At 42.0% G+C, this 24,098-nt stretch carries 13 protein-coding genes; 4 read left to right on the forward strand and 9 right to left on the reverse strand.

Annotation, left to right across the window (positions count from 1 at the left end; genetic code table 11):
• Window positions 1–116 precede the first annotated feature (116 nt).
• The 5 genes from DQW11_RS09435 to polA all read right to left on the reverse strand — a co-directional run bounded on the left by DQW11_RS09435 (window position 117) and on the right by polA (window position 10,900).
• Window positions 117–3,254 carry a WD40/YVTN/BNR-like repeat-containing protein gene (locus tag DQW11_RS09435; RefSeq protein ID WP_113923828.1) on the reverse strand — a complete coding sequence of 1,046 codons (3,138 nt, stop codon included), beginning with the start codon at window positions 3,252–3,254 and terminating at the stop codon, window positions 117–119.
• Window positions 3,255–3,919: 665 nt separating this feature from the next.
• The gene (locus DQW11_RS09440) at window positions 3,920–4,153 is read right to left on the reverse strand and encodes a hypothetical protein (RefSeq protein WP_113923829.1); all 234 of its coding nucleotides are present in this window, start codon (window positions 4,151–4,153) and stop codon (window positions 3,920–3,922) included.
• 22 nt (window positions 4,154–4,175) lie between these two features.
• Window positions 4,176–5,495: a S8 family serine peptidase gene (locus tag DQW11_RS09445; protein WP_113923830.1), complete on the reverse strand. Its 1,320-nt coding sequence runs from the start codon at window positions 5,493–5,495 to the stop codon at window positions 4,176–4,178.
• 964 nt (window positions 5,496–6,459) lie between these two features.
• Window positions 6,460–7,836, reverse strand: a complete 1,377-nt coding sequence (gene radA, locus DQW11_RS09455; RefSeq protein ID WP_113923832.1) for a DNA repair protein RadA — start codon at window positions 7,834–7,836, stop codon at window positions 6,460–6,462.
• Between the two features lie 226 nt (window positions 7,837–8,062).
• On the reverse strand, window positions 8,063–10,900 hold the full coding sequence (gene polA / locus DQW11_RS09460) for a DNA polymerase I (protein WP_113923833.1): 2,838 nt from the start codon (window positions 10,898–10,900) through the stop codon (window positions 8,063–8,065).
• A gap of 219 nt (window positions 10,901–11,119) precedes the next feature.
• Between polA and DQW11_RS09465 the strand changes: the two genes are divergently transcribed.
• Window positions 11,120–11,431: a hypothetical protein gene (locus DQW11_RS09465; protein ID WP_113923834.1), complete on the forward strand. Its 312-nt coding sequence runs from the start codon at window positions 11,120–11,122 to the stop codon at window positions 11,429–11,431.
• A 66-nt stretch (window positions 11,432–11,497) separates the two neighbouring features.
• On the opposite strand, the gene DQW11_RS09470 is transcribed toward DQW11_RS09465, so the two are convergent.
• Window positions 11,498–12,091, reverse strand: coding sequence for a hypothetical protein (locus tag DQW11_RS09470; RefSeq protein ID WP_113924210.1), 594 nt, complete (start codon window positions 12,089–12,091; stop codon window positions 11,498–11,500).
• Between the two features lie 391 nt (window positions 12,092–12,482).
• Between DQW11_RS09470 and DQW11_RS09475 the strand changes: the two genes are divergently transcribed.
• The 3 genes from DQW11_RS09475 to DQW11_RS09485 all read left to right on the forward strand — a co-directional run bounded on the left by DQW11_RS09475 (window position 12,483) and on the right by DQW11_RS09485 (window position 16,891).
• Complete coding sequence (locus DQW11_RS09475) at window positions 12,483–16,052, forward strand: hypothetical protein (protein ID WP_157966084.1); 3,570 nt, start codon at window positions 12,483–12,485, stop codon at window positions 16,050–16,052.
• A gap of 103 nt (window positions 16,053–16,155) precedes the next feature.
• Entirely contained in the window at window positions 16,156–16,533 is a 378-nt protein-coding gene (locus DQW11_RS09480) for a DUF2784 domain-containing protein (RefSeq protein WP_113923836.1), read from the forward strand.
• Window positions 16,534–16,699: 166 nt separating this feature from the next.
• Window positions 16,700–16,891 carry a tetratricopeptide repeat protein gene (locus DQW11_RS09485; RefSeq protein ID WP_113923837.1) on the forward strand — a complete coding sequence of 64 codons (192 nt, stop codon included), beginning with the start codon at window positions 16,700–16,702 and terminating at the stop codon, window positions 16,889–16,891.
• Window positions 16,892–16,994: 103 nt separating this feature from the next.
• On the opposite strand, the gene DQW11_RS09490 is transcribed toward DQW11_RS09485, so the two are convergent.
• The 3 genes from DQW11_RS09490 to DQW11_RS09500 all read right to left on the reverse strand — a co-directional run bounded on the left by DQW11_RS09490 (window position 16,995) and on the right by DQW11_RS09500 (window position 24,091).
• The gene (locus DQW11_RS09490; protein WP_113923838.1) at window positions 16,995–22,757 is read right to left on the reverse strand and encodes a LamG-like jellyroll fold domain-containing protein; all 5,763 of its coding nucleotides are present in this window, start codon (window positions 22,755–22,757) and stop codon (window positions 16,995–16,997) included.
• 328 nt (window positions 22,758–23,085) lie between these two features.
• Window positions 23,086–23,394 carry a thioredoxin gene (gene trxA, locus DQW11_RS09495; RefSeq protein ID WP_113923839.1) on the reverse strand — a complete coding sequence of 103 codons (309 nt, stop codon included), beginning with the start codon at window positions 23,392–23,394 and terminating at the stop codon, window positions 23,086–23,088.
• 142 nt (window positions 23,395–23,536) lie between these two features.
• Window positions 23,537–24,091, reverse strand: coding sequence for an OmpH family outer membrane protein (locus DQW11_RS09500; protein WP_113923840.1), 555 nt, complete (start codon window positions 24,089–24,091; stop codon window positions 23,537–23,539).
• Window positions 24,092–24,098: the final 7 nt, after the last annotated feature.

Consider the following 24,098-nt stretch of genomic DNA (forward strand, 5'->3'; position numbering starts at 1 on the left):
AGGATAAGTCTCTTTCACCTTTTACCTTTTACTTTCCCACTTCGTACTTCCAACTTCCCACTTCGTACTTTTCCCACCTCTCACTTCCCAACTTCCCACTTCGGACTACCAATCTTTCAATTCCCATACAAAACCCCAATCCCCGCTTCCTGCAAGGATTTGTTATAGGCCGGTATTGACGTTTGCAAAAGTTTTTCTCCCCTGGCTTTCAGGATTTCCCATTCTTTGGAAAGTTCTTCAAGGCGGTCTTTGGATCCTTTGGTGACTCGAGGGATCGAGCTTTCGGTCTGATTGATCAGGTACAGGTAGTTGGCAGTGAATTTATTGGGGAAGTTTTCGACATCGTCATAGGCCGTGGACTTGCGCTGTATCATGTCTTCATCCCAAGCCTGCATTTCCTTCAGCAGGTTTGCTCCGGCTATATGCAGTTCTTTTTTGGAAGCATCGCTTTTGATTTTGGCCAAAAGTGGCTTCAGTTGCTGTTGGTAAGCCATGGCTTCATTGATCATGGTATGCATGGAAGTCAGTTCGGCTTCCATCCTGGACATAAAGGCGTGGTATTCCTGATAGTCAGCAAGGCTCAGTCCAAAATCCGGATTGTCCACAATCTTGGCCGTGTTGGTGCTTTCTCCCAAAGGTGATTTCAAAAGCAAAGTATAAATCCCGGGAATGGCCTTATGACCTGAGAAACTTGCCTCCAGGTAAGCAGAGGGCACACCCGGCATGGTTGGGTGCCGCATGTTCCAGACAAATCTGTTTACCCCTTTTTTGATAGTCAATAAAGGTTCTGCTGAAGGACCGCCATCGTATTTGATAAATGATGGGTCTTTTTTGCTTGAAAATGTCCTTACCAATTCTCCTTTCTCGTTCTTGATCTCCAAGGTCAGTGCTGTCGAGTCATTCACAGATTCCGGCAAATGGTAATAAATCACCACGCCATTGGCAGGATTCACTCCCTCAAAAGGATGAGTTCCCTTGAATTCTTCACTGTTGCCATTTAAGGGAGAATACCAATTCCCCAACATCGCGTCGTCAGGTTGGTAGAGGAGAGGTTTGTCCACAGAGGGTTGAATTCCACGGACAACGTTTAGATCATCCAAGATCCAATAAGAGCGGCCCGAAGTGGCGACAATCAGGTCGTTGTGGGCTACTTTCAGGTCAGTGATCGGCGTGACCGGCATGTTCAACTGGAAAGGTCCCCAGCTTGTGCCTCCATTTCGGGAGAGGTAGATGCCCGTTTCTGTACCTGCATAGAGCAGTCCTTTTACCATGTTGTCTTCCCGCACTACTCTGGTAAACGCACCGTAAGGGATTCCCTTACTGATATTCGTCCAGGTTTTTCCGTAGTCGGTGGTTTTGTACATAGCCGGAGTATAGTCATTGAACTTGTAGCGGGTGGTAGCAATGTAGGCTGTGGCCGGATCGTGAGGGGAAACTTCGATGGCGTTGATGAGACATTCCGTCAAGCCTTTTGGAGTCACGTTGGTCCATGTCTTTCCATTGTCGCGGGTCAGGTGAACAAGTCCGTCGTCGCTGCCTGTCCAGATATGTCCTTTTTCGTGGGGAGATTCCATGATGTAGCTGATGGTGCCATAATTTTCGGCGCCCACGGCCTCATTGGTATATGGACCACCGCCTTTTCCCTGTTTTTCCTTTTCATTTTTGGTCAGATCGGGAGATATTACTTCCCAACTTTGGCCCAAGTCTTTTGTCCTCAGGACATATTGCGATCCATGGTAATAGGTGTCGGGTTCATGCTGTGACCAAATGATCGGGGCGTTCCAGTTGAACCTGTACTTCATGTCACTCGCATCCCTGCCAAGGTAAAAGATCGGAGCGATCATGATATTGGTACTTCCTAGGGATTTGTGGTCGAGAACTTCGATGGTCCCGAGGTAGCTGCCTCCCAAAACGTACCTAGGATCATCAGGATTGAATGCCAAAAAGGCACTTTCACCCCCTGCGGAGTAATTCCAATGCTCCTGAGAAATGCCGCCCCGCCCCAAAGCCATGCTGTTGATGACCAAAGACGTATTGTCCTGCTGTCCGCCGTAGATGCGGTAGGGGATTTGGTTGTCGGTATTGATCCTGTACATTTGGGCAGTTGGCATGTTGGCTTGCGTGGACCAGGTTTTGGCCCCATTGAATGAAATAGCCGCACCACCATCGTCTGCCATGACCATGTTTTTGGAGTTTTTGGGATTGATCCAAAGGTCATGGTAATCACCATGCGCCCCGGGAAGTACTTCCCAGTTTTTGCCACCATCGATGGAGCGGAGTGAGGGCGCACTGAGGACATACACCGTATGCTCATCCTGAGGATCAGCAAAAACTTCTATATAATACCAAGCTCTTTGAACCAGTCTGTTATCTCCGCTGACCATAGACCAATCAATGCCTCCGTTTTCAGATACAAAAAGGCCGCCTTGGTCTTTGTCTGAATCACTTTCTATCAAGGCATACACCTTATTTGAATTGGCACGGGAAACAGCAATCGCCATTTTCCCTTTTTCTTTGGGAAGTCCGTTAGTGAGGGGCTTCCAGGTTTTGCCGGAGTCGGTAGACTTGTAAAGGCCGCTACCGGGACCCCCGCTGATGACTTTCCAGGGAAGACGTTGATGCTCCCACATGGCAGCATAAAGTACTTCGGGATAATTCATGTCCATGGACAGTTCCACGGCACCCGATTTATTATCAACAAAAAGTACCTTCTCCCAAGTCTCTCCGCCATTGGTGGACTTGTAGATGCCCCGGTCTTCGTTGGGTGCATGGAGTGCACCTTGTGCAGCTACATAGACTATATCGGGATTGGTAGGATGGATGACGATCCTCGAAATGTGTTGGGTTTTTTCCAAACCTATTTTCTTCCAGGTTTTGCCAGCATCGGTAGATTTGTAGACACCATCGCCATAGGAGGTCATCACACCGCGGGGTGCATGCTCGCCCATGCCGACATAGACGATGTTGGGGTTGGATTCGGAGACGGATACCGCACCGACCGAACCGGTAGTAAAAAATCCATCAGAAATGTTATTCCAATGCTGTCCTGCATCCTCTGTTTTCCAGACACCGCCGCCCGTGGTTCCCATATAGTAGGTAAGCGGATCGCTGACCACACCGGAAGAAGTCACTGACCTCCCTCCACGGAAGGGGCCTATGTTTCTATATTTGAGGGTGTTGTTGATTTCTTTGAAATCCTGTGCCGAGAGTTGGAAGGCGCCAAGAAAGAGGATGGCAAGAATGAGTTTTTTCATCAGAAGATAGGTGGGTATTGAAGGCAATCAAGATATATAAAAATGTCGGTTTTAGGATATGCTATTTGATGGATGACTTTTGGAGTAAAAAAAATACCTTCGCTTTCAGTCGTACTTCCAACCTCCAACTTCGTACTTCAAAAGATATCTCCCTCTGGTCGATATGACAAGGTGAAGTCTCTTCCACCTATCACGTCTTACTTGTCACCAAACTTTTTCCTAAAAGCATCCTGACTTCCCAACCTCCCAACCTCCCGACTTCCCAACCTCTAACCTCTTACCTTTCACCTCTCCCCACCTCATCCTTCCTCCTTCGAATCTCATCCTTTAAACCTCCTCTTTCAAAAAGATATCTCCCTCTGGTCGATATGACAAGGTGAAGTCTCTTCCACCTATCACCTCTTACTTGTCACCAAATTCTTTCCTAAAAACATCCTGACTTCCCAACCTCCCAACCTCCCAACCTCCCGACTTCCCAACCTCTAACCTCTTACCTTTCACCTCTCCCCACCTCATCCTTCCTCCTTCGAATCTCATCCTTTAAACCTCCTCTTTCAAAAAGATATCTCCCTCTGGTCGATATGACAAGGTGAAGTCTTTTCCACCTATCACCACTTACCTCTCCCCACCTCATCCTTCCTCCTTCGAATCTCATCCTTCAAACCTCATCCCCCAAAAGCCTCAACTTCACCGTCTTCCTCGATGTGTTTGATTCCTTTGACTTTCAATTCCTGAAGGCTGGATTCATCTCCGTCAGTTTCGCCGCAGATTACCCCGGTAAAAGAGAGGATATTGGTGATTTTGCAACCTTTTCCTTCAAGGGCTTGGGCGATATTCTGGATATTACCGATTTCATTTTCCTCTATAGAGGCAATGAATTTTGTGGGATGCTTTGCCATTTTTTTTGGTATCTAAATAATATTACTGTGGACTCTGTACGAGTCCTGCACCTACGTCACTTGCCGGCAAGCCGATTGGCCGGGCCGTATTGACCAACTTTTCCCAAATCTGGGAAGGAGTGGCATTTGGATTTTGTTCCCACAACTGGGCTGCCACACCTGACACAAAGGGTGTTGCCATGCTCGTGCCGTTGATCGAAATATAGTTTTGGGGAGATTTATAAGCGCTCATGACTGCTACCCCCGGACCGGCAATATTGACTTCGCCACCCTCGCCGTTGATGGTACCGCAGGAAAAATCCGCAACCTTCAGAAACCTGTCCACCGCAGCTACCGCCATGATGGAAGGGCAGTTGGCAGGATGGCCGACAGGCTTGATAACGTTAGAAGAACGGTTACTTTCATTCCCTGCAGCCGCGATGATCAAAGTGCCTTTTTCCCTTCCCTGCTTGGCGATGTCCTCATAAATCCTGGAATAGCTTTGGCCGGGTCTTGTCGCCGCCCCGAGAGACATGGAGATTACTTTGCAGCCATTGCTCATCGCCCAATCCATGCCTGCGATGATGCCGCTGTCCGAGCCTGAACCGGCGTTGGAAAGCACTTTTCCGATAAAAATGTTGGCATTTGATGACAGGCCATACCTGGTTTGGTTAGAACCCCGCAATCCTCCTCCTGCTACTCCGGTGCAGTGCGTGCCGTGTCCGTTGAGGTCATTGACATCTTCTCCCGGGATAAAGGATTTGCTTTGGATCACCCTTGTCTGAAAATCCGGATGTCCAAGCAAAAAACCTGTGTCCAAAATGGCAATAGGGATATTTTTACCGGTGTATTTGCTGGTCAATGCACGGACTGCCTGAACACCCCAATAGGCCATAGCATTGTCTGAATAGGAATTAGGTAGGGCTGGGTCCGGTTTGGGATTGCTTGGTGGGGAGGTGACTGGGGGTTTTGGACCGATACCCAAAAGTCTCATAAGCCATTGCCAAAAACCTCCGCCCCCCGAAGCACGCACCTCAGCCAAGGCATAGACAAATCTCTCCGGTTCATCATAAAGGAAAATGCTGCTGGTACGGGCCGAACTTGTAAGCACATTGATTTCAGATTCATGGTTTTCATTGATCACGGCAACGCCAAAATTTTCAAATACGATGCCGTCAGCCTGGTCAAAGGCTTTCATGTAATCTTCCTCATGGGATTTAAACTCGCTCGAGGGGGCAAGCCTCAGGGATGCTCCTCCTGCTTCTCCTTCTATATCTTTGAATTTGGCTTTTGGATCAAGCATGACTAGGCGTCTGCCGGTGAATTCTGGTTTTGAGTCGAGTTTTTCTGGTTGATCTGACATGGCTATTGGATTGAAAAGTGGACAGAATTAAAAACAAACCTAATTTACAAAAAAATATTATATTATTGATAATCAGAGGTATAATTGAATTATAAGGTGCTGGATTTGATTTTCGGCAAAGGAACCAAATATATCACAATGGGTGGCAAAGGGTGAATCGGTAAGAATAATTTACCACGGAGCTCACGGAGGGCACGGAGAAAAAATTACAATAATATAACACGCAGGAGACGCAAGGACGCAAAAAAAGAAGAAGAGAAGATGTCCCGCGAATGCGCAAAAACGCAAAGAAAAAGCCTCTAAGAAATTCACCTTGCGTTCTTAGCGAAACCATTGCGCACATTGCGGTTAAACATGTCCCGCGAAGGCGCTAAGGCGCAAAGAAAAAAACGAAAAAGCCTAAAGGTCTTAAGATGGCCACCTTGTGTTCCTACCGAAACCGTTGCGATCATTGCGGTAAAATTTTTTCAGAATCATCTCAAATCATCTGTGAAAATCTATGTTCATCTGTGGCTAAATCTGTTTTTTTCTACCACAAAGGACACGGGCACAGAGATCACAGCGTTTTTGTTTTTTCTTGGTTCAAGCCCTGAAAGGGCGAGATACCAAAGGGATGGGTGCAGCCCATCCTTAAATTCAGGTTAGATCCACATGAGCCCTGAAGGGGCGGAATAATCTCTCAGTCTTAGTCAAGTTTCGCCCTTTCAGGGCTAATTAGACCTTACCTACGCAAAGAAAAATCGGTGAAAATATTTACCACAGGGGTCATAAAGGGCTCAGAGAAAAACTACTTCCTTCCTAAATTATACTGCCTCGTTCCTTCTGCATGCAACATTTTTCATTCTAAATCCATCATCCTTCATCCCTTTTCCTTCATCCTTCAATCTAAATTCATCATTTGTTTTCTTTGCGGCTCCGCGTGAGATAATTTATTCTTTTATCGCAAAGGACCTGGATAATCAAATTACCCCACCAGCCTCTGATACATTTCTTCCAGTTTGCTGACTGCGATAACCTGGATTTTATACTTGTCTACATCCAATCCCTTGATGGCATATTTGGAAACCATGATTCTTTTGAATCCCAACTTTTCTGCCTCCGCAATCCTGTTTTCAATCCTGTTCACCGCCCTGATTTCTCCTCCCAATCCTACTTCTCCTGCAAAACAGATGTCCTCCGGAACGGGACTGTCTTCATAAGAAGATACCAAAGAGGCACAGACCGCAAGGTCCAATGCCGGGTCGTCCACACGCATCCCACCGGCAACATTGAGGAAAACATCCTGCTGACCCAAGCGCATTCCCCCTCTTTTTTCTAGGACTGCCAAAAGCATATTCAACCGCTTTGCATCAAAACCTGTACTGCTCCGCTGTGGCGTACCATAGGTGGCAGGGCTGACCAAAGATTGGATTTCTATCAAAAGGGGGCGGTTCCCTTCGAGCATGGCACCGATGGCGACACCGTTGAGGACTTCCTCCCTTTGCGTCAGCAAAATCTCTGAGGGATTGGCCACCTGTCGCAAGCCTTCGGCACGCATTTCATAGATGCCGAGCTCATTGGTAGAACCAAACCTGTTTTTGGAAGTCCGGAGAATCCGGTAGGAGAGGTGTCTGTCTCCTTCAAATTGGAGAACCGTATCCACCATATGTTCGAGGACCTTGGGGCCTGCGATGGAACCGTCTTTGGTGATGTGGCCGATCAGAAAGACTGGCACGCCTGTCTCCTTGGCAAATTTCATCAACTCAGCTGTGCATTCCCGGACTTGGGAAACTGAACCTGCAGCCGATTCCACATATTGGCTATGCAATGTCTGGATCGAATCGATGATCAATAAATCAGGCTGAAGGATTTCTATCTGTTGAAAAATCTGTTGGGTATTCGTCTCGGACAGCACGTAGCAATTGTCGGATTTGAAAGCCATTCGCTCTGCACGCATCTTGATCTGGGCCTCGCTTTCCTCTCCCGAGACGTAAAGTACTTTTACTTTTGGCAATGAAAGTGCAATCTGCAACATCAGCGTGGACTTCCCGATACCCGGTTCACCCCCGATCAACACCAACGAACCCGGCACGATTCCTCCGCCCAAGACCCTGTCCAATTCGGCATCATGGGTCACCGTCCTCGGCATCTCTTCAAAGTTGATTTCAGACAGGCGCTTGGGTGTGGAGGCCCTTTTTTCTCTTGTTCCTATAGCCTTCCAATTTCCCTTGCCTGCTTCTTCCTTTTGGATGACTTCCTCTACATAGGTATTCCATTCCCCACAAGCGGGACATTTCCCGATCCATTTGGGGCTTTGTGCGCCACAGTTTTGACAGAAGAAGGTGGTTTTTGTTTTAGCCATTTTTTAGAAGACGTGAGATATAAGACTCAAGACTTGAGACTCGAGACGTGAGACAAGAGACAGATTTCTTGTGAATTAATTATTAGTTTGTAAGAATTTAAAATGTTTGGTTTTGGTTTTTTTGTGAATTAAAGACATTGATCATCGATAAAGTTTTATTGGAAAAAGGATTTCAAACTTTTCGTAGAAACTATCTCAAATCTCACGTCTCACATCTTATGTCTTATTAATGTGCTTGCAGCCAATCTTTCCCCACGCCGGTTTCGACTTCGAGGGGGACATCGATTTTGACAGCGTTGCACATCAGTTTGGGGATTTCTCTTTGGAGCAATTCCACCTCGTCCTTGTGTGCGTCAAAGACCAATTCGTCATGAACCTGAAGGATCATCTTGGATTTGAGTTTTTCCTTTTTCATCCATCGGTACACATTGATCATGGCGACTTTGATCAGGTCGGCGGCTGAACCCTGCAGCGGGGCATTGATGGCATTCCGCTCTGCAAAGTTACGCATGGTCATGTTCCGTGAATTGATATCACGCAGGTAGCGGCGGCGGCCAAGAATAGTTTCTACGTACTCGTTTTTTCTGGCTTTTTCGATGGCACCGTCCATGTATTCCTTTACTGCCGGAAATTCTGCAAAATAGGCATCAATGATTTCCTTGGCTTCTGACCTTGGGATTGCCAAGCGCTGGGAGAGGCCAAACACCGATATTCCATAAATGATCCCGAAGTTGGCCGTCTTGGCCTTTCTTCTCATGTCTGAAGTCACCTCTTCCAAGGGCAACTTAAAAATCTTGGCCGCTGTCGTGGCGTGGATATCCCTGCCCTGTTTGAAGGCTTCGATCATTGAAGCATCTTGAGAAAAAGCCGCCATGATGCGCAGTTCGATCTGCGAGTAATCGGCGGAAAGGATTACATGGTTTTCATCTCTCGGCACAAAAGCCTTCCTGATTTCCCGGCCCCTTGCAGTCCGGATAGGGATATTTTGCAGGTTGGGATTGATGGAGGAAAGTCTGCCTGTGGCGGCCACAAACTGGTTGTAAGTCGTATGGACCCTTCCTGTTTTTGGATTGATCATGGTAGGCAAAGCATCCACATAGGTGGACTTCAGCTTCACCATCTGACGGTACTCGAGGATGGCTTCAGCGATTTCATGTTCGTTGGCAAGCTTGCTCAGAATCTCCTCTCCCGTGGCATATTGCCCGGTTTTGGTTTTTTTGGCTTTGGGATCAAGCTTAAGTTTTTCAAAAAGCACCTCCCCCAACTGTTTTGGAGAAGCAAGGTTGAACCGAACCCCGGCCAATTCATAGACCCTTTTTTCGATGACTTTACTCTCTTCATCCAAAAGAACCGAGAGTTCAGCCAAACTTGCAGTATCTATTTTTACTCCCTCAAATTCCATGTCAGTCAGGACTTCAATTAAGGGGTTTTCAACTTCATGGAGCAGCTTTTCAAGGCCATTCTCTTTGATGATAGGGTCAAATTTTTGCTTCAGCTTTAGCGTAATGTCAGCATCTTCTGCTGCATAAGCGACCACTTCGTCCACTTCCACATCCCTCATGTTTCCCTGGTTTTTCCCTTTTTTGCCAATAAGGGATTCGATGGATACCGGCTTGTAGCTCAGGTATTGCTGCGCCAGCCAATCCATGGAATGCTTTCCTTCAGGTTCGATCAGGTAATGGGCAAGCATCGTATCGTAGAGTTTGCCTTTGACTTCCATGCCGTAGTTTTTCAACACAAGCATGTCGTATTTGATGTTCTGACCTATTTTGGTAATGTTTTCATTTTCAAAAATGCCTCTGAAAAGCTCTAGTTGTTTCCTTGCTTTTTCCTGATCAGAGGGGAAAGGAATATAAAATGCCTCACCGGGAACATAGGCAAAGGAAAGTCCAACCAATTCGGCCTCATTGGGGTTGAGTGAAGTGGTTTCGCTGTCAAAACAAAATTCATCCTGAATCTCCAGATAAGAAAGCAATTCCTTGATGGCTGTTTCTCCTTCCACTTTATGGTAGTCATTTGCCGTAGTGAGGATGCTGTCATAGACTTGGGGGGCTTCCGCTGTAGGAATTTCTTCTTCCGTCAATTCCTCTTCTTCTATGGCTGGGGAAACAGTTTTTCCTGAATCCATAGGTCCGAATAATCCCAACTGCTCACTGGCTTTGGACGGAGCTTTTTTCATCTTTTCCCCAAAAACCCTCTGGGTCAATGTCCTGAATTCAAGTTCAGAAAAGATGGCTTTTAACTTTTCTTCATTTGGTCCATCATAGTGAAGGGCGACTTCGTCGAAAGCCACAGGAACATCGATTTTGATGGTGGCGAGTTCCTTGGAAAGCAATCCCTGTTGGGCAAAGTTCTCCACATTTTCCTTTTGCTTCCCTTTGAGTTTGTCCGTATTCTGAAGCAATCCCTCAACGGATCCAAATTCCTTTAAAAATTTTACCGCAGTCTTCTCCCCTATTCCGGGGATTCCCGGGATATTGTCTACGGCATCACCCATTAGCCCCAAAATATCCCTGACCTGATCCACATGCTCGATATCCCATTTGGCACAGACTTCTTTCGGCCCCATGATATCCACACCGTTGCCCATAAAGGCCGGTTTGTAAAGGAAAATATGGTCATCCACAATCTGCCCATAATCTTTGTCAGGGGTCATCATGTAAACGACAAAACTTGTTCTCTCTGCTTTTTTGGCAATGGTACCGATAATGTCGTCGGCTTCAAAACCATCCATTTCCAAAATGGGGATATTGAATCCTTCCACTATTTTTTTGACCCATGGAATACCCACTTCAATATCCTCAGGTTGCTCGAGCCGGTTGGCCTTGTAAGCCTCAAACTGTACATGCCTGAATGTAGGGGCTTTGGTGTCAAAGGCTACTGCGATGTGGGAAGGTTTCTCCTTTTCCAAAACTTCAAGGAGGGTATTGGTAAAGCCAAGCATAATGCCCGTATTGAGGCCTTTGGAATTGATTCGGGGATTTTTGCTGAATGCAAAATGGGCTCTGTAAATCAAGGCCATTGCATCTAGCAAGAAAAGTTTTTTATCTCCTTTTGGGGACATGAGGCAATTGGGTTGAGGTATGAAGAAGTTGCTCCCGAAAGTGGGATTTTCAAAGAATGGCTAAATTACAAATAATAATTTTACGGCCCGTGCAGATAACAAATCCATTTAGAAATTTCAAAGTTTCAAAATTTTTGATTTGGGTTTGATTATTGAAAAACCGAAAAAACAGGTTATCTTCATTAGTATATTAATCATCTCTTTTAAACTAATATCACTATGAAAAAAATAATTTATGCACTCTCTTTCTGCGCCTTATTTTTGACGATTTCGCCGGCTGCAGATGCCAAAGGCAATAAAGAGGGAAAAGAAGAATTGACTGCCGAACAAAAAGTTCGTCTTGCCGAAATCGAATCAAGAGTATCGGAAATCAAGGGTATGGACCTGGCTGATTTGAGTAATGAGGAAAGAAAAGAAGTCAAAAATGAATTGAAGGAAATGAAGGCCGAGGCCAGACAATTGGGTGGCGGTGTTTATCTATCGATCGGCGCAATCATCATCATTATCCTATTGTTGATTCTTTTGACTTAAGATTTTCCAGACACAAAAAATCCCGCAGAAATTACTTTCTGCGGGATTTTTTTTGGACTATCAGTATCAGTTGATTTTTCCGTTCATGGCATCCACCAATTCTCTCTTGAGCTTGCGTTCCCTTTCGAGGGTATTTTTACGGTGTTGGTCAAACTCTTCGATTGTATCAGAAAGGTCTTTTTGGGCCTTGGAAATGAGCTTATGACTTTGGCTAAATTTGAACAAGAAAAATAAGAATGCGGCCACCAAAACAGAAACGATGGTCCACATAAGGTTGTTATAGGCTGATTTGGAGATCGGCATACCAAAGAATTCGAAGTTATCCCGTGCAGCTTCTGCTGTGGCGAGAAGTGCTTTTGTATCGGCGATTTCTTTATCAAATCCGGCTATCTTGGCTTGCTGTTCGGCTAGGCTTTGGTTGACGGTTTGAAGTTGGTTTTTGAAGAGGTTCAAAGAATCCAAAACATTGGCTTTGAATTTTTCAAGGCTTGTTTTTTTGATGACTTTGTAGTCCTGGTAATTGTTGGATGATTTGATAAGAAAGTCAAATTGACTGCTTATCGTGCCTTTGTTGAGTGATCCCAAGGAATCTGCTTCCTGTCCAAATGCAGGAAATGACAAAAAAATAATGAGGATAAGATAGATTTGGTGTTTTTTCATTGAATTGGCCGTTATAACTTTCTTTATTCGATTTTTAACTTTTCCCAGTACAAAGATAAGCAATAAATATGCCTGTATATTTATAAAAATCCAAAAAACGGAGAATCGAAACTGATTTTTTGAAACTTGATGATTCTTATATTTCACCATTTCTAAGGAAAATGGAGTAAAAAATTCGTTTCTGAGGTTGCGAATGCAGGGGAATTAACCGGCAAATATTCTTTGAATGAAAACAATTTCCTTTTATTAACAGATTTGTAATTCAAAGAAATAATAAAATCAGCTGCCAAAATTTGTAGGTTTTATATTCTTTTTCGAAGAAAACATGTTCATATCTTTTTGATTATCAACAGTCTTTGTATATTCAATTTCATTTTTAAGCATAATTTTTATGGGGCTGAAGAACTTCAAGATATGGGGAGTCTTTTTGGTGGCAATTGTTGTCATCGCGTTCATGCTTTTTCAGCAATCCAGAAGAAACAGGCTAGAACTTGAAAACCAATCTATCCGAAACATGGCATTGGTTAAGGGGAATTTTGAGGTAGCCTATCAATCTCTCACAAACCAAATCCTTCTCAACGAAAGAAAAGGAATACTTGAGCAGAATCTGAAAGATATGGAGGCAGGGAGAAATGTAAAAAAAAAGTATACCAAGTTCTCTGATTTTGACTTTGTCAAGATTGAATCAACAAAATTAAATCTCAAAAATATCAAAGAGCCTTATTTTGAAGTAAGAGTAGCCGACTCTCTAATGCCCATTTCGCTTGAAAAACTTTTTGGCAAAATCAACCAGCAGGATTTTTTTGAAACCATATTTCTTACAGATACCGCTGGATCGATCCTTTATCCTTATTCTGAAATTGGAAAGAAATTCAGGTTTATTAAAACCCAGGAAAGTGAGATTAATGAATTGCCTATCAGTAAAGACCAGGCTGTCTACAACGATGAAAACTATCTGGTTTATTCTACTCCGGTCGTCATTGGCAACCTTGAATTTTTCCTTACAGCCGTAATCAAAAGCTCTTATTTTGAATCCATAGGGCGTCGGGTCGATTTTACCAATCTTACAATTTTGGTTTTTTTACTGGGATTGATGTTTTTTTCAACTCCCATTATTTCGTTTTTTGGTTTGACCAAGGGGGATAAACTGACAAGGTTTGGGGTTTTTTCGATTGGCCTTTCACTTGTTGGGATTATGGTGATGATCGGTTTTGGTTTTTCATTTTTTAAGAACCATCATCCTATCAGTGATTCAAATCATGAAAATGCGCTTGATTGGATTCGGGCTGACCTTAGCCAAAACATCAATAAAAAGGTAGAAATTCTTAAAAAATGGGATGTTGAATGGAATAATGGCAAGTATAATGAATTGATAAGCATTGACTCAATAGGGGCTGTAAAAGAAATAATCATCAATGGGAAGGAGGACAATAGTTTACCACAGCATTTTAGGTCTTTGAGCCATCGGGAATATTATCATTATTTTTTAGCTGAGCCAAAAGAAAACTCAACTTTTAATACTAAAAAAATTGATACACTTTATATAGGATCTCATTATTCAACCGCAAGTGCAATATTGGAATCAGTAATCAGTAGTTATCAACTGAACAACGATTGGGTAAGAGCGATTACATTTAATTGGAATGGGGCTAAAATCAATTACGGTGATACGAGAAAATTCTTTTTGGTCAAAGAAAATGGATTGGTCCTCCACAAAAGCCAAAGAATTAAGGTAGTCGCAGATAGCCTATCGCAATTGTTGTCCACTGAAAAATGGCATGAAGTAAAAGGGATCATTTCCAAAAACCGAAGTGCCCCCTTGGATTTTAAGTGGGAAATTCCTTTGTACCTGGACGGGCATGCTTTTTTGGCAACACTTTGTAGGGTCCAATCAAATCATGAATTTGATCAGACTCTTTGGTTATTGTATTTGAAAGATGAGCATCTGGAACATGTTTATTCTTCATTGATTACGTTTGAGACTACTGTATTTATTTTTTTCTATCTCTTTTTGCTTGGAATTATTTCAATCAGTAACAAAGTGAATAAATCAAAGTCAGCCAACCAACAATTAGAAAAATTTGCCTACAACTACATTTTTCCAAAACAATCCAAGCTAGAGAATTTCAAAATCCTGATTTCGTTGTCTGTGGCTTGCCTTTTCGTCATTCTTTATTATTACCATTTGACCTATGTGAGTTTTTTTGGGATGTTTTTGGTCTTGATCATCAATACATTTCATTACAGGATTCTCATGTTCATCTTGTTAGGACCTTTATGGATAAATTCTCCAAAAGCTTCCGAAAAAAATCAAAATGATGTTGGCTCTGTTTTTTTTAGAAATAAGCAGCTATTTGTATTTTTCTTGAGTATTGGCTTCATCCTTTTATTGGCATTTTTGAAGCTGTATTCTTTTGTCAGTTTATGGCATTTTGCCCTTCTCTTGGTTTGGGTAGTTACTTCTTCAATTATTTCATTCATCAAAAGACAAGAATTAGAACTTAGGCAAATTGAAAAAGCTAGACTCGGTCAATCAGATGGTGCCTCCTATAAAATTTGGTCTTCCAAGTTTCAAAAAAAGCTGACTATTGATTTCCATTTCTTATTTACTAACTTCTTTATCATGTGGATTTTCATGGTTGGCTTTGTTCCCGGATATGTACTTTATTCAAAAGTCCAGTGGTATGAATCCAATTTTTGGGAAGCTAAATTAGATAAAGAGCAGTTTTCGGAACCTGATGAATTCTGGCAAACCTATGATGAAATGCGAAGGCAGATTTTTGGCAGTCTCACCAGCCAAACTGACCCATTGGTAACTGAATTTATTTATCAAGACAGGTCCCATATTTCCCCAAAACTCAGCAACAAGGTTTATGACTTCAAATTTTGGGAAGATTACAATGAAAGAATACCAAATAATCCATGGTGGATCGGAAGTGTAACCTTGCTGTTTTTGATGATTGTAGGTGGATTGGTTTGGCTCGTTGTATCCTTAATATATAAGATCTATTTACTTGAATTTACTTTTTTCCAAGATGAGGATCCTAAAGTTGATCCCAAATTAAAAGAATCTAAACAAAGCTTATTTCTCGTGGGTATAGATTCAGACTTGATTGATAAATGGATGGAGAATAATTTTCCTGATTCTTTTGGGTCAATACTGAAGACCGACTGTTCATCCAATCCGGATTTGACTTGGGGGAAAAGACATTCTCCAAATCTCACAGATAAAAAATATTGGTTGATCAAAAATATCCATTTTTTGCCTGATCAGGGTTTGCTAGTTCAAAAATTGTCTTCAATTATCAATTTCGCTAATGAAAACGAAGTCAGATTGATCCTTTCTTCCGGAGTTTCTTGGAAAGAATTATACATGGCATTCAAGCAATCCCATGATCAAATCAATTATTCTCAATTGTTTTCTTCATTTCATTTCCAATATATCCCCATCAAATTACCGGATGACCTTGTAGCATACTCATTTGGTGAAGAGGAAACAAGTATCCTCATCCGCTCAAGAAAGGCATTTTTCTATAACATTTGGACCGAGTTGAGCTTTGACGAAAAAAAGGTCTGCTATTATTTCAGTCAAGAGGGATTTTTCAATTACTCCAATAAATCCACAATTTTAGAATTAATGCAAAAAGGTGTTTTAGTCAGGAGGAAAGATGAACTTCCCAAGTTCTTTGATAGAAATTTTAAACATTTCATTCTAAGCAATGTCACTGACGAAGAAAAATCAGCGTTTAAAACAGATGAGAAAAAGCATGGTAATGTCAGCTCTATTCAGGTGGCTGTATTTAGTTTTATTTTGTTGTCAGTGGCAATGATCAGCTATTTTGACAAAAACTTCTTGGATCAAGCTACCACTTTTGTAACAGGAATAGTAGGTGCTTTGGGCAGTATCTATTCCTTGTTCAGCAAAGGTTTATCAGGACTTAGAGGAAAGAGTGAATCTTGAAAGAATTTTATATGTTGGATTTGTCAATAATTTATATTCTTCATCTTGGGTAATTTTGAATTCCTTACTTATTTCATAAAAGTTAATCAATTCGAAACTTTCTATGTCAGATACCCTTTTGAGGATTTTAGATTATTTCTTTTTGGTATTCCATACCTTATTGATTTGCTTCAACCTTTTTGCATGGATTTGGAAGCCTCTTCGCAAATGGCATTTGGCGACCATTACTATGACATTGGCGTCTTGGGTGATTTTGGGTTTTTGGTATGGCTGGGGATACTGTCCTTTGACAGATTGGCATTGGCAAGTCCTTAGGAATTTGGGGGAAAATGAGCTGCCTAACTCCTACATCGGTTATATTTTTGAAAGGTTGGTGGGACTTCAATTCCGAGCAGGAACTGTGGATCTCTTCACTTTGGTTTTTGCTTTATTGGCTTTTTTTATTTCTATCAAAGTAAATTTCTTTGCGGAGCGGAATTGAATTTTCCTTTTCTGATCCTCGTTTTTAGATTCGGATTGGGTCATTTCTTTCAAATGAAATAATTGTAAAAAGATAAATTGGAAAAATATTCTTCATACTGCTTTCATTACTTCCTTTCCGGGCAATGGCCCAATAGGAGGATTTAGACATCAAAATAGAGGAAGCCATGAACCTCTCCGAATCCGGAGAACATCTCGATGCTTATGCCATTCTGTCTGATATCATCCAAAGGAAAACCCATTTTGCTGAAGCGTATTATTTCAGGGGAATTGTCAGTGATAGGGCAGGGGACAAAAGAGGAGCTTTGACGGATTATAACATCCTGCTAGAATTGAATCAGGGGTTAGCATCTAATTAAAAGCCAAAAAGTCAGAAGGGAAACCTTATGACTTTTTTGCTTTTAATTCCATTTTATGGTTGGATTTTCTTTGACGGATCCACCAAGCTAAATTCAGTTAAACCTATTTTTTAATGAATTTAAAAACTCTTTGGTATCCATCAGAATTTACAAAGAGAACATAACTTGCCTGTTTCAGCCCAATTCTTGAAATGTCTATTGTAAATTTCCCTTCATTGGTTTGAATTTCTTGGTCAAATAGCTTTAAACCCTTCATATCGAAGATATTTACCTGAATCAAATCATATTTGAAATCCGATAATTCTATATGTATGACATCGTCGACAGGATTGGGGTAAAGTTTGGTTCCCAGTGGAGAGTCACTTGTTGGTTCAACCGCATTGTCCAAAATAGCCGAAATTTCTACCTCGACCGTGTCTTGCGACACATCGCCTTCGTCCAACATCCTAAAGGCAATGGTTTGATTTGGTAATTTGGACACCTCAGTTGCGGTTAAAGCCCTGTTGTACAATCGGATTTCATCCAATGCACCGCTCCATGGATTAGCACCTTTTCTTGCTCCGATTTGTAGTTCGGAGGTATTTGTTTTGATGGTGGTGGCAGAATAGGTCTTTGAAATATCCTGAACTCCGTTAAAATATATGGTGGACTTGGTACCGTCAAATGTAGCGGTTACATGAAGCCAGGTTTTTCCATCACCCGGGTAACTTTTATTGGAGATCAGACTATAAGTCGAACCATTGCTTTCTCTATTGAACCTGAATTCAACTTTTCCTGATTTTAAGGTCAACAATTCATAACCGTCAGTTCCTCCCTTGGCAATAATCTGCCTTCCCAATTTGTCAGCTGGCCTAATCCAAGCACTGATTGTAACTTGTTTTGAAATATTGATGGTTGAGTTATGTAGAACTCCACCATATTGGACTATGGATTTGTTAAGTAATAGTGCTAAGCTGCTTTTCCCTGTAATCCAAGTCCAGTTTGAAGTAGAGGATTTCTGTGCATTATTTCCATTTCCGGAGTGGTCAATTAGTGTGCTTCCACTGCCCTCATCCATTTTCCAATAGCCTACCAAGCTGTTTGTTGTAAAGGACCTTACTTGAGACCAATCTGAAGTGCCTTTTTGGTTAACTGCGGCAACTCTCCAATAATATATGACGTTGTTCAATAGCTTTGGAGTTTTGAAGGATGTCGCAGTAATTCCTGATACATTTGACACAAAAGAAGAAAAAGCAGAGCTAGTAGATACTTGTATTTTGTAGGAACTGGCATGTTGTGTAATCTCCCAAGTTAAAGTCGGAGAAATGCTGATTTCCTTCGCTGAGTTTGCCGGAGCTGTAAGTATTGGCGCAGCCGGGATAGGGACTCCCCCCGTCACCAAAGTATTAATCTCTACATCTGAAAGCACTCTATTATAGAGTTTTACTTCATCCAAATCTCCTACCCATCTGTTTATAGATGACCTTGCCCCGATTTGCAGTTCTGTTGTATTTGTTTTTATCGTTGTTGGAGCATAGGTTGCGGAATTATCGAGAACACCATTAATGAAGATTTGGGATTTTGTGCCATTAAATGTAGCGGCCACATGCATCCACGTAGTCCCATCGGTAGGGTAGTTTTGAATGGAATATAATCGGTATGCACTACCGGAACTTTCTCTGTTGAGCCTAAACTCTATTTTTCCCGTATCCCAAACACCAAGCTCATACCCATCAGGTCCACCTTTGCAAAGGATTCTTTTACTTGATAATCCCGAGGTCCTTATCCATGCCGTAATGGTTATGGCATTTGTCATGTTCAGACTAGAGTTACTTGGAACGGTGGCAAACCTGTTAGAATATCCATTTAAGTTGAGCGCCAGACCATCTTTTCCCTGAACCCAGACTACACCTGAACTTGTATTCATAATAGTTGCATTGTTTCCGTTCCCAGAACTGTCAACCAGTTTTGATCCGCTCCCTTCATTCATTTTCCAATGTCCAACCAAGCCGTTTTCTGTAACATTTCCGGAAACTGTCCAATAGAACGTTCTAGACTCTTGATTGGGAACAGGGCTATTGGAGTCTTTTACAGTGACGGTAACCAGATATGGACTATTTGCCTGTGCCGCGGATTCAATTGTTCCATAAATCCTTCCGTTTACATCCTCAATTGTTACACCTAGGGGAAGATTAACGGCACTATAGAATAATTGTCCTACGCCTCCTGTTGCGGTAAAAAATAAATTTCCGTCGAGGACATCACCTGCTTTATTTAATTGATTTTGAATTGTACTAGTAACGACAATGGGAGCAGATATCTTGGTATCAATGATTTCAATGGCATTTACCAGAGGATTTTCTGTTTTTTTGACAAATTCAATATTCAAAATTCCATCCGAAACCTTAACCTGCATTTTTTCCATCCCTCCTTTTTGATGTCCAAATTTTGCTGCCAAATCGACATTGGTAAGTACAGTAGTTCCTTCCGCTTTTACATCAAACACCCTTGTTCCTGGGGTACTGGTTCCGGTGAATGAATTTCCCATATACAGATTGACCTGGTAGTCACCGTTTGCTATCGGGATAGAATAGGTCATAACAGAGGCTCCGTTATTATATCTTTCGTTTTTGAATATGGATTCAAATGTAGTTTTGTCGATGTAATCAGGAATAGAGGAATGCTTGTTGGCATACAATAAATTCCCACTATAGTTTGCTCCATTTGTAATGGTATACCCATCTCCTGTGTATGAGCCGTTGAGTTCATTAGATTTCCAATTTGGAGCTCCGTTCAATCCCGCCACCGCAATCCCACCTGCATTAATTCTGAAAAGTATTTGTTGGGCGGCTATAACATCTACTTTAAAAGTTTGCTCAACAAACAAGGAATATAAATCCGTTGCTCTGATTGTAATCGATCCGAAATTTGGCTGTGCGGGAAATGTTAAAGTCAAGATTTTCCCTACTATGGATGCTCCTATATTGGAGTTTGTATTGCTTGAGACTGTAAAATTCAGATTTTCAATGCCATCACCATCATTGAAATATTCTCCAAGATCAATTTGAATGGATTGTGATCCCACTTGTTTGGAAATATCAGGTAATGTTTTGACAACATATGGTTGACCTCCTACTACTCTAAAGAAATCATAAGTAGCCAAATATTCCACCCCCTGCGCACCAGAAGTCCCAATGATTCCAATAGCTAAAGGCTTGGTAATTTGCTGGACAGATTCCAAGACTTTACCTGTCAGGTTTTTTATGCCTAGGCTGATGATGTTCCGATTCCCAATTTTTACCATCGGTTCTACAGTTCCTTGAACAGGCCTGACTTTAAGAATGAAATCTATACTCTCTGAGCCTATTGGTCTATTGGCTGTGGATATAGCAAATGTCAAAGGAGCAGGATCGGGGACATTATTGATCTCTAAACCTGCCAAAATCTGTGTTTTTGTAAACACAAGTTTAAAAAAGTTACTTTGGGTACCTTCACCCATCTGAATCCCGATTTCCCCATTATGGGTGACATCGTAGAACAATTGAGGCCCCGCCAGACTTAAAAGCCTTCCTGTAATCAAAAACTCGCCGGTTTCATTGCCCACATTTACCCCAAACTGAAATCCTTTATCCTGGTTATTTGCCGTTCCGTTTGCAGTTCCGCCGGTGATTGCCAGTTGAACTGCGCCTGCTGCACCGCCAAGTATGTCATTTGGCAGAGGACCACCACCGGGTATATCTATCCAGTTCAGCCAATTTGGTTTGCCTGCACTGTTATTCATTAGTCCTGTAAACCCTAATCCCGAATATCCAAAAGGACGGTTTAATTCATCTGTCTTATCAGAAAACAATTCATTATCAATGGGAAGGTTGGTTGGGTTTCCCAATTGAAATGGATCTAATGCGTCCGATAGTCCATCGCCATCATCATCCAAATCGTTCGAGTCAGAGACAAAATCTCCGTCAAAGTCATTAGGTTTTGAAGCAGCGGAACAATAATCTGTTCCATTGTCAAATTCATCCTGATTTGAAAAACCATCACTATCATAATCTGCAATGGGGTCAAAATCCGGATTGGACTGAAGAATGCAATTTGTTGAACTCAAGGGTGTTAAAATATGAATCCTATTATCAAAAGTGGTGACCCAGATTGTGCCGGGGAAAATTTCAGTATCTCCATTTGAGGTAATTCCTAATGCATTTCCGGAATTTAGATTCCATTTATTTGACTCTAACTGCTTCAATGTGCCATCAGCATTTAAAGAAATCAGGTGAATTGTACCATTACTCTTTCCTGCGATTAATGCTCCTTTGAGTACCCCGTTAAAATTGGATGCTTTATATTCTGCAATTCCGTTTGTGTTTATTGGGAAAATTGTGACCAGCTGTTTTTGTGGCCCATTAGGATTTACAAGATCTGGAGACCGAAAATCAGATTCGTTAGGATTCGCCATTGATTTGGGTACCGGAGGCCAGTTAACGGGAAGGGAATTTGCTGCATAGGCATCAAAACCGGTTTGTCCGGGAGCCACCGGTGTGAGAATTGAATTACGAAAAACTTCGTTTGGCGTGTACAATGGTGTTAGACTCGTCCAATTGGCATCATCACCCAATGATCTTGTAAAAAGCCCTGACCCTCCGGGATTAAATGGAAATGTAGTGCCTGGAATATAGGGATTCCCAGGATTTGCCCTTAATGGATTGGGATGGCCTCCATAAAAAGAACCAAATGTATAATTACTGATGTCAGAAGTAATCATCATTAAATGGTCTTTGTTGGATACATACTCTCCACTAGCCGAAGGGTTTGTTGAGTTGTTTCCAGGTTCTGTGCTTAGATATTTATTAGTAACTGTAACTGCATTTCCTTCATTTTCAGGTAAACCACCCCAGTTGGTGTTGGGGCCATTTTCTGTTACATATACTTTTCCGCTTTGCGTAACGACAAGATCATAGGTGTTCCGATATCCACCCGAAAAAATCTGTACCGGACCACCGGACACGATCATTCCCATATTTAGGCCATCATTTCCCCCAAATGGATCTCCGACATCAATTCCATTATACCCTGATTGGTTTGGATTGTAGATTCCATTGGCATTTGGTCTTGAAGGATCATCTAAAGTTGGGATATCATATTTAAATTTCCTGCCAGACAGGGGATCATTTTTGAGAGTTAACGCTTCAATCGCATTAAGGTCTATACTCAATACCGCTGCGGATAGCGCGTATTCTCCCAAGTAAGCAAAATTCAGACTAGGAGATCCGGCATTGGTGTGTCCACCGCTTGTGACCAAAAGATATGGTTTCCCATTAATGACCGTATACTCAAGACCATTTGGAGAATGGTTTTCCTCTGATCGAGGTAATCCTCTGACAAGATCCACTATATCCCAAGTGCTTCCCGTCCATGTCAGCCTTGAAATTATTCCCGAATTGGTATCTAGTGCCTTATCCCCTGATGGTCCGCCCCATTTTGGATCACTTGAAGAAATGTATATAATCGGATTGCTCGTTGTACCTACTACAGTAATACCTGTTGATTGGCGATTGCTTCTACCATCTTTTGCCCTAGCACCAATGTCATCATGGTTAGGAATGTTTTGGATGTCTAGAAGGGTTTCGGCAGCAGTGACCTTATATTCGTTGGCAATGGTTTTTTGTATCGTATAGATTTTAATCTGGCCATTCAATTGAGCGAGATATAGCCTTCCGTCGGGGCCAAATTTCAGTGAGGTTCCTTTGGCAGGTTGTGTAAAGCCATTCAGCTGTAAGGTATCTAAACCAAAACTGATTGCTTGGCAGAAAATTTCTTGGCTGAATGCCATGAAAATGATAAGCGCGACAAAACTTTTCATTCTGAATAAGGAGAATCTAGAGGTACTCATATTTGGCCTGGTTTTTAAAGAATTAAAATAAAAAATTAAAAAAACTGTAGAGTTAAGTTGAGGCGCTTAGTTAGGTTTAATGAAGAGTCTGAATTTTTATAATTATACTAATGAATATATAAATAAATGCTTTGAATACAAAAAAAATGATCCTGTATAGAATAAAAATTATTTCAAACCAAAAAATTCATGATAGATGTCAGGAAAAAGTACGGGATAAAAAATAAGTTTCCAAAGAAATCTAAATTTTCAAAAATCGTGGACTGTAAATGGTTTTAAATGGGTATTTATTTTCTCTTTTGTTTAATGGGAAAGGTATTTAAAAACATCACCCTGTAAACCCCTTCATCGCCTGCAGCAATTCCCGTTTGGTCATGATTCCTCCCTTTCTCCAAAGTATTTTCCCACGCTTGAAAAGGATGTAATGGGGGATGGACCTTACTCCAAACTGTAAACTTGCCTGGGGGTTATTTTCTACATTCAGTTTATACAGTTTGATTTTTCCCGCAAGTTCCTGGATCACTTCCTCCAAAACAGGATTCATTGTCTGGCAGGGGCCACACCAATCAGCATAAAAATCAACCAATACGGCTTCTTCCGATTGTTGGATTACCTCCTTAAACTTCTTTTTTGCCATGACTCAGGTTGTTTTGGTGCAAATTTAGAGGGTTAATGGATGAACTTTTGTTACCAAAATCACCAAGCCCACCAATGAGATATCAAAGCAAAAAGCCTGTCTCTTTGGAAACAGGCCTTTGATTTTTAAATTTTTGGCGATATTATTTTATTGCCGGAGCGGCGGGTGTCTTAGGCAATTCAATTCCTAATTTGGCCAAAACCAATTCGGTGAATTTGTCTTCGTCTCTGGTGTAAAGCAAGATCGGTGACTGACCTGCAGACTCAGAGAATACGTGAGAATAGTTGTTCTCTGCTGCTACTGCATTGATCGCATTGAAGACTTTTTGCTGAACGGGCGCAAGAAGTTCCTGAAGTTTGTTTTGGTAGGAAACCTGTGCGTCTTGCTCATACTTCTGAACATCTTGTTGCAGTTTTTGCAATTCCTGCTCTTTTGCTGATCTGGCATCCTCAGTCATAGTGGGGGCTGCCTGTTGGTAAGCCTGCACTTTTTTCTGAAAATCCTGGGCTTTTGTCTGGATATTGGTTTGAAGCTGGGCCTGATAGTCTTGGACATCAGCAGCTATTTGTTCCATCTCCGGCATAAGGTCCATCAGTAATTCAACATTGGTATAGCCGATCTTTAATTCCTGGGCCTGGGCTACGAATCCTACGCAAAAGAGTGCTATTGCGGAAAGGACGACTTTAATTTTCATCATTTTCGTT

Source organism: Cognataquiflexum aquatile (assembly GCF_003316845.1).
Taxonomy (GTDB): Bacteria; Bacteroidota; Bacteroidia; order Cytophagales; family Cyclobacteriaceae; genus Cognataquiflexum; species Cognataquiflexum aquatile.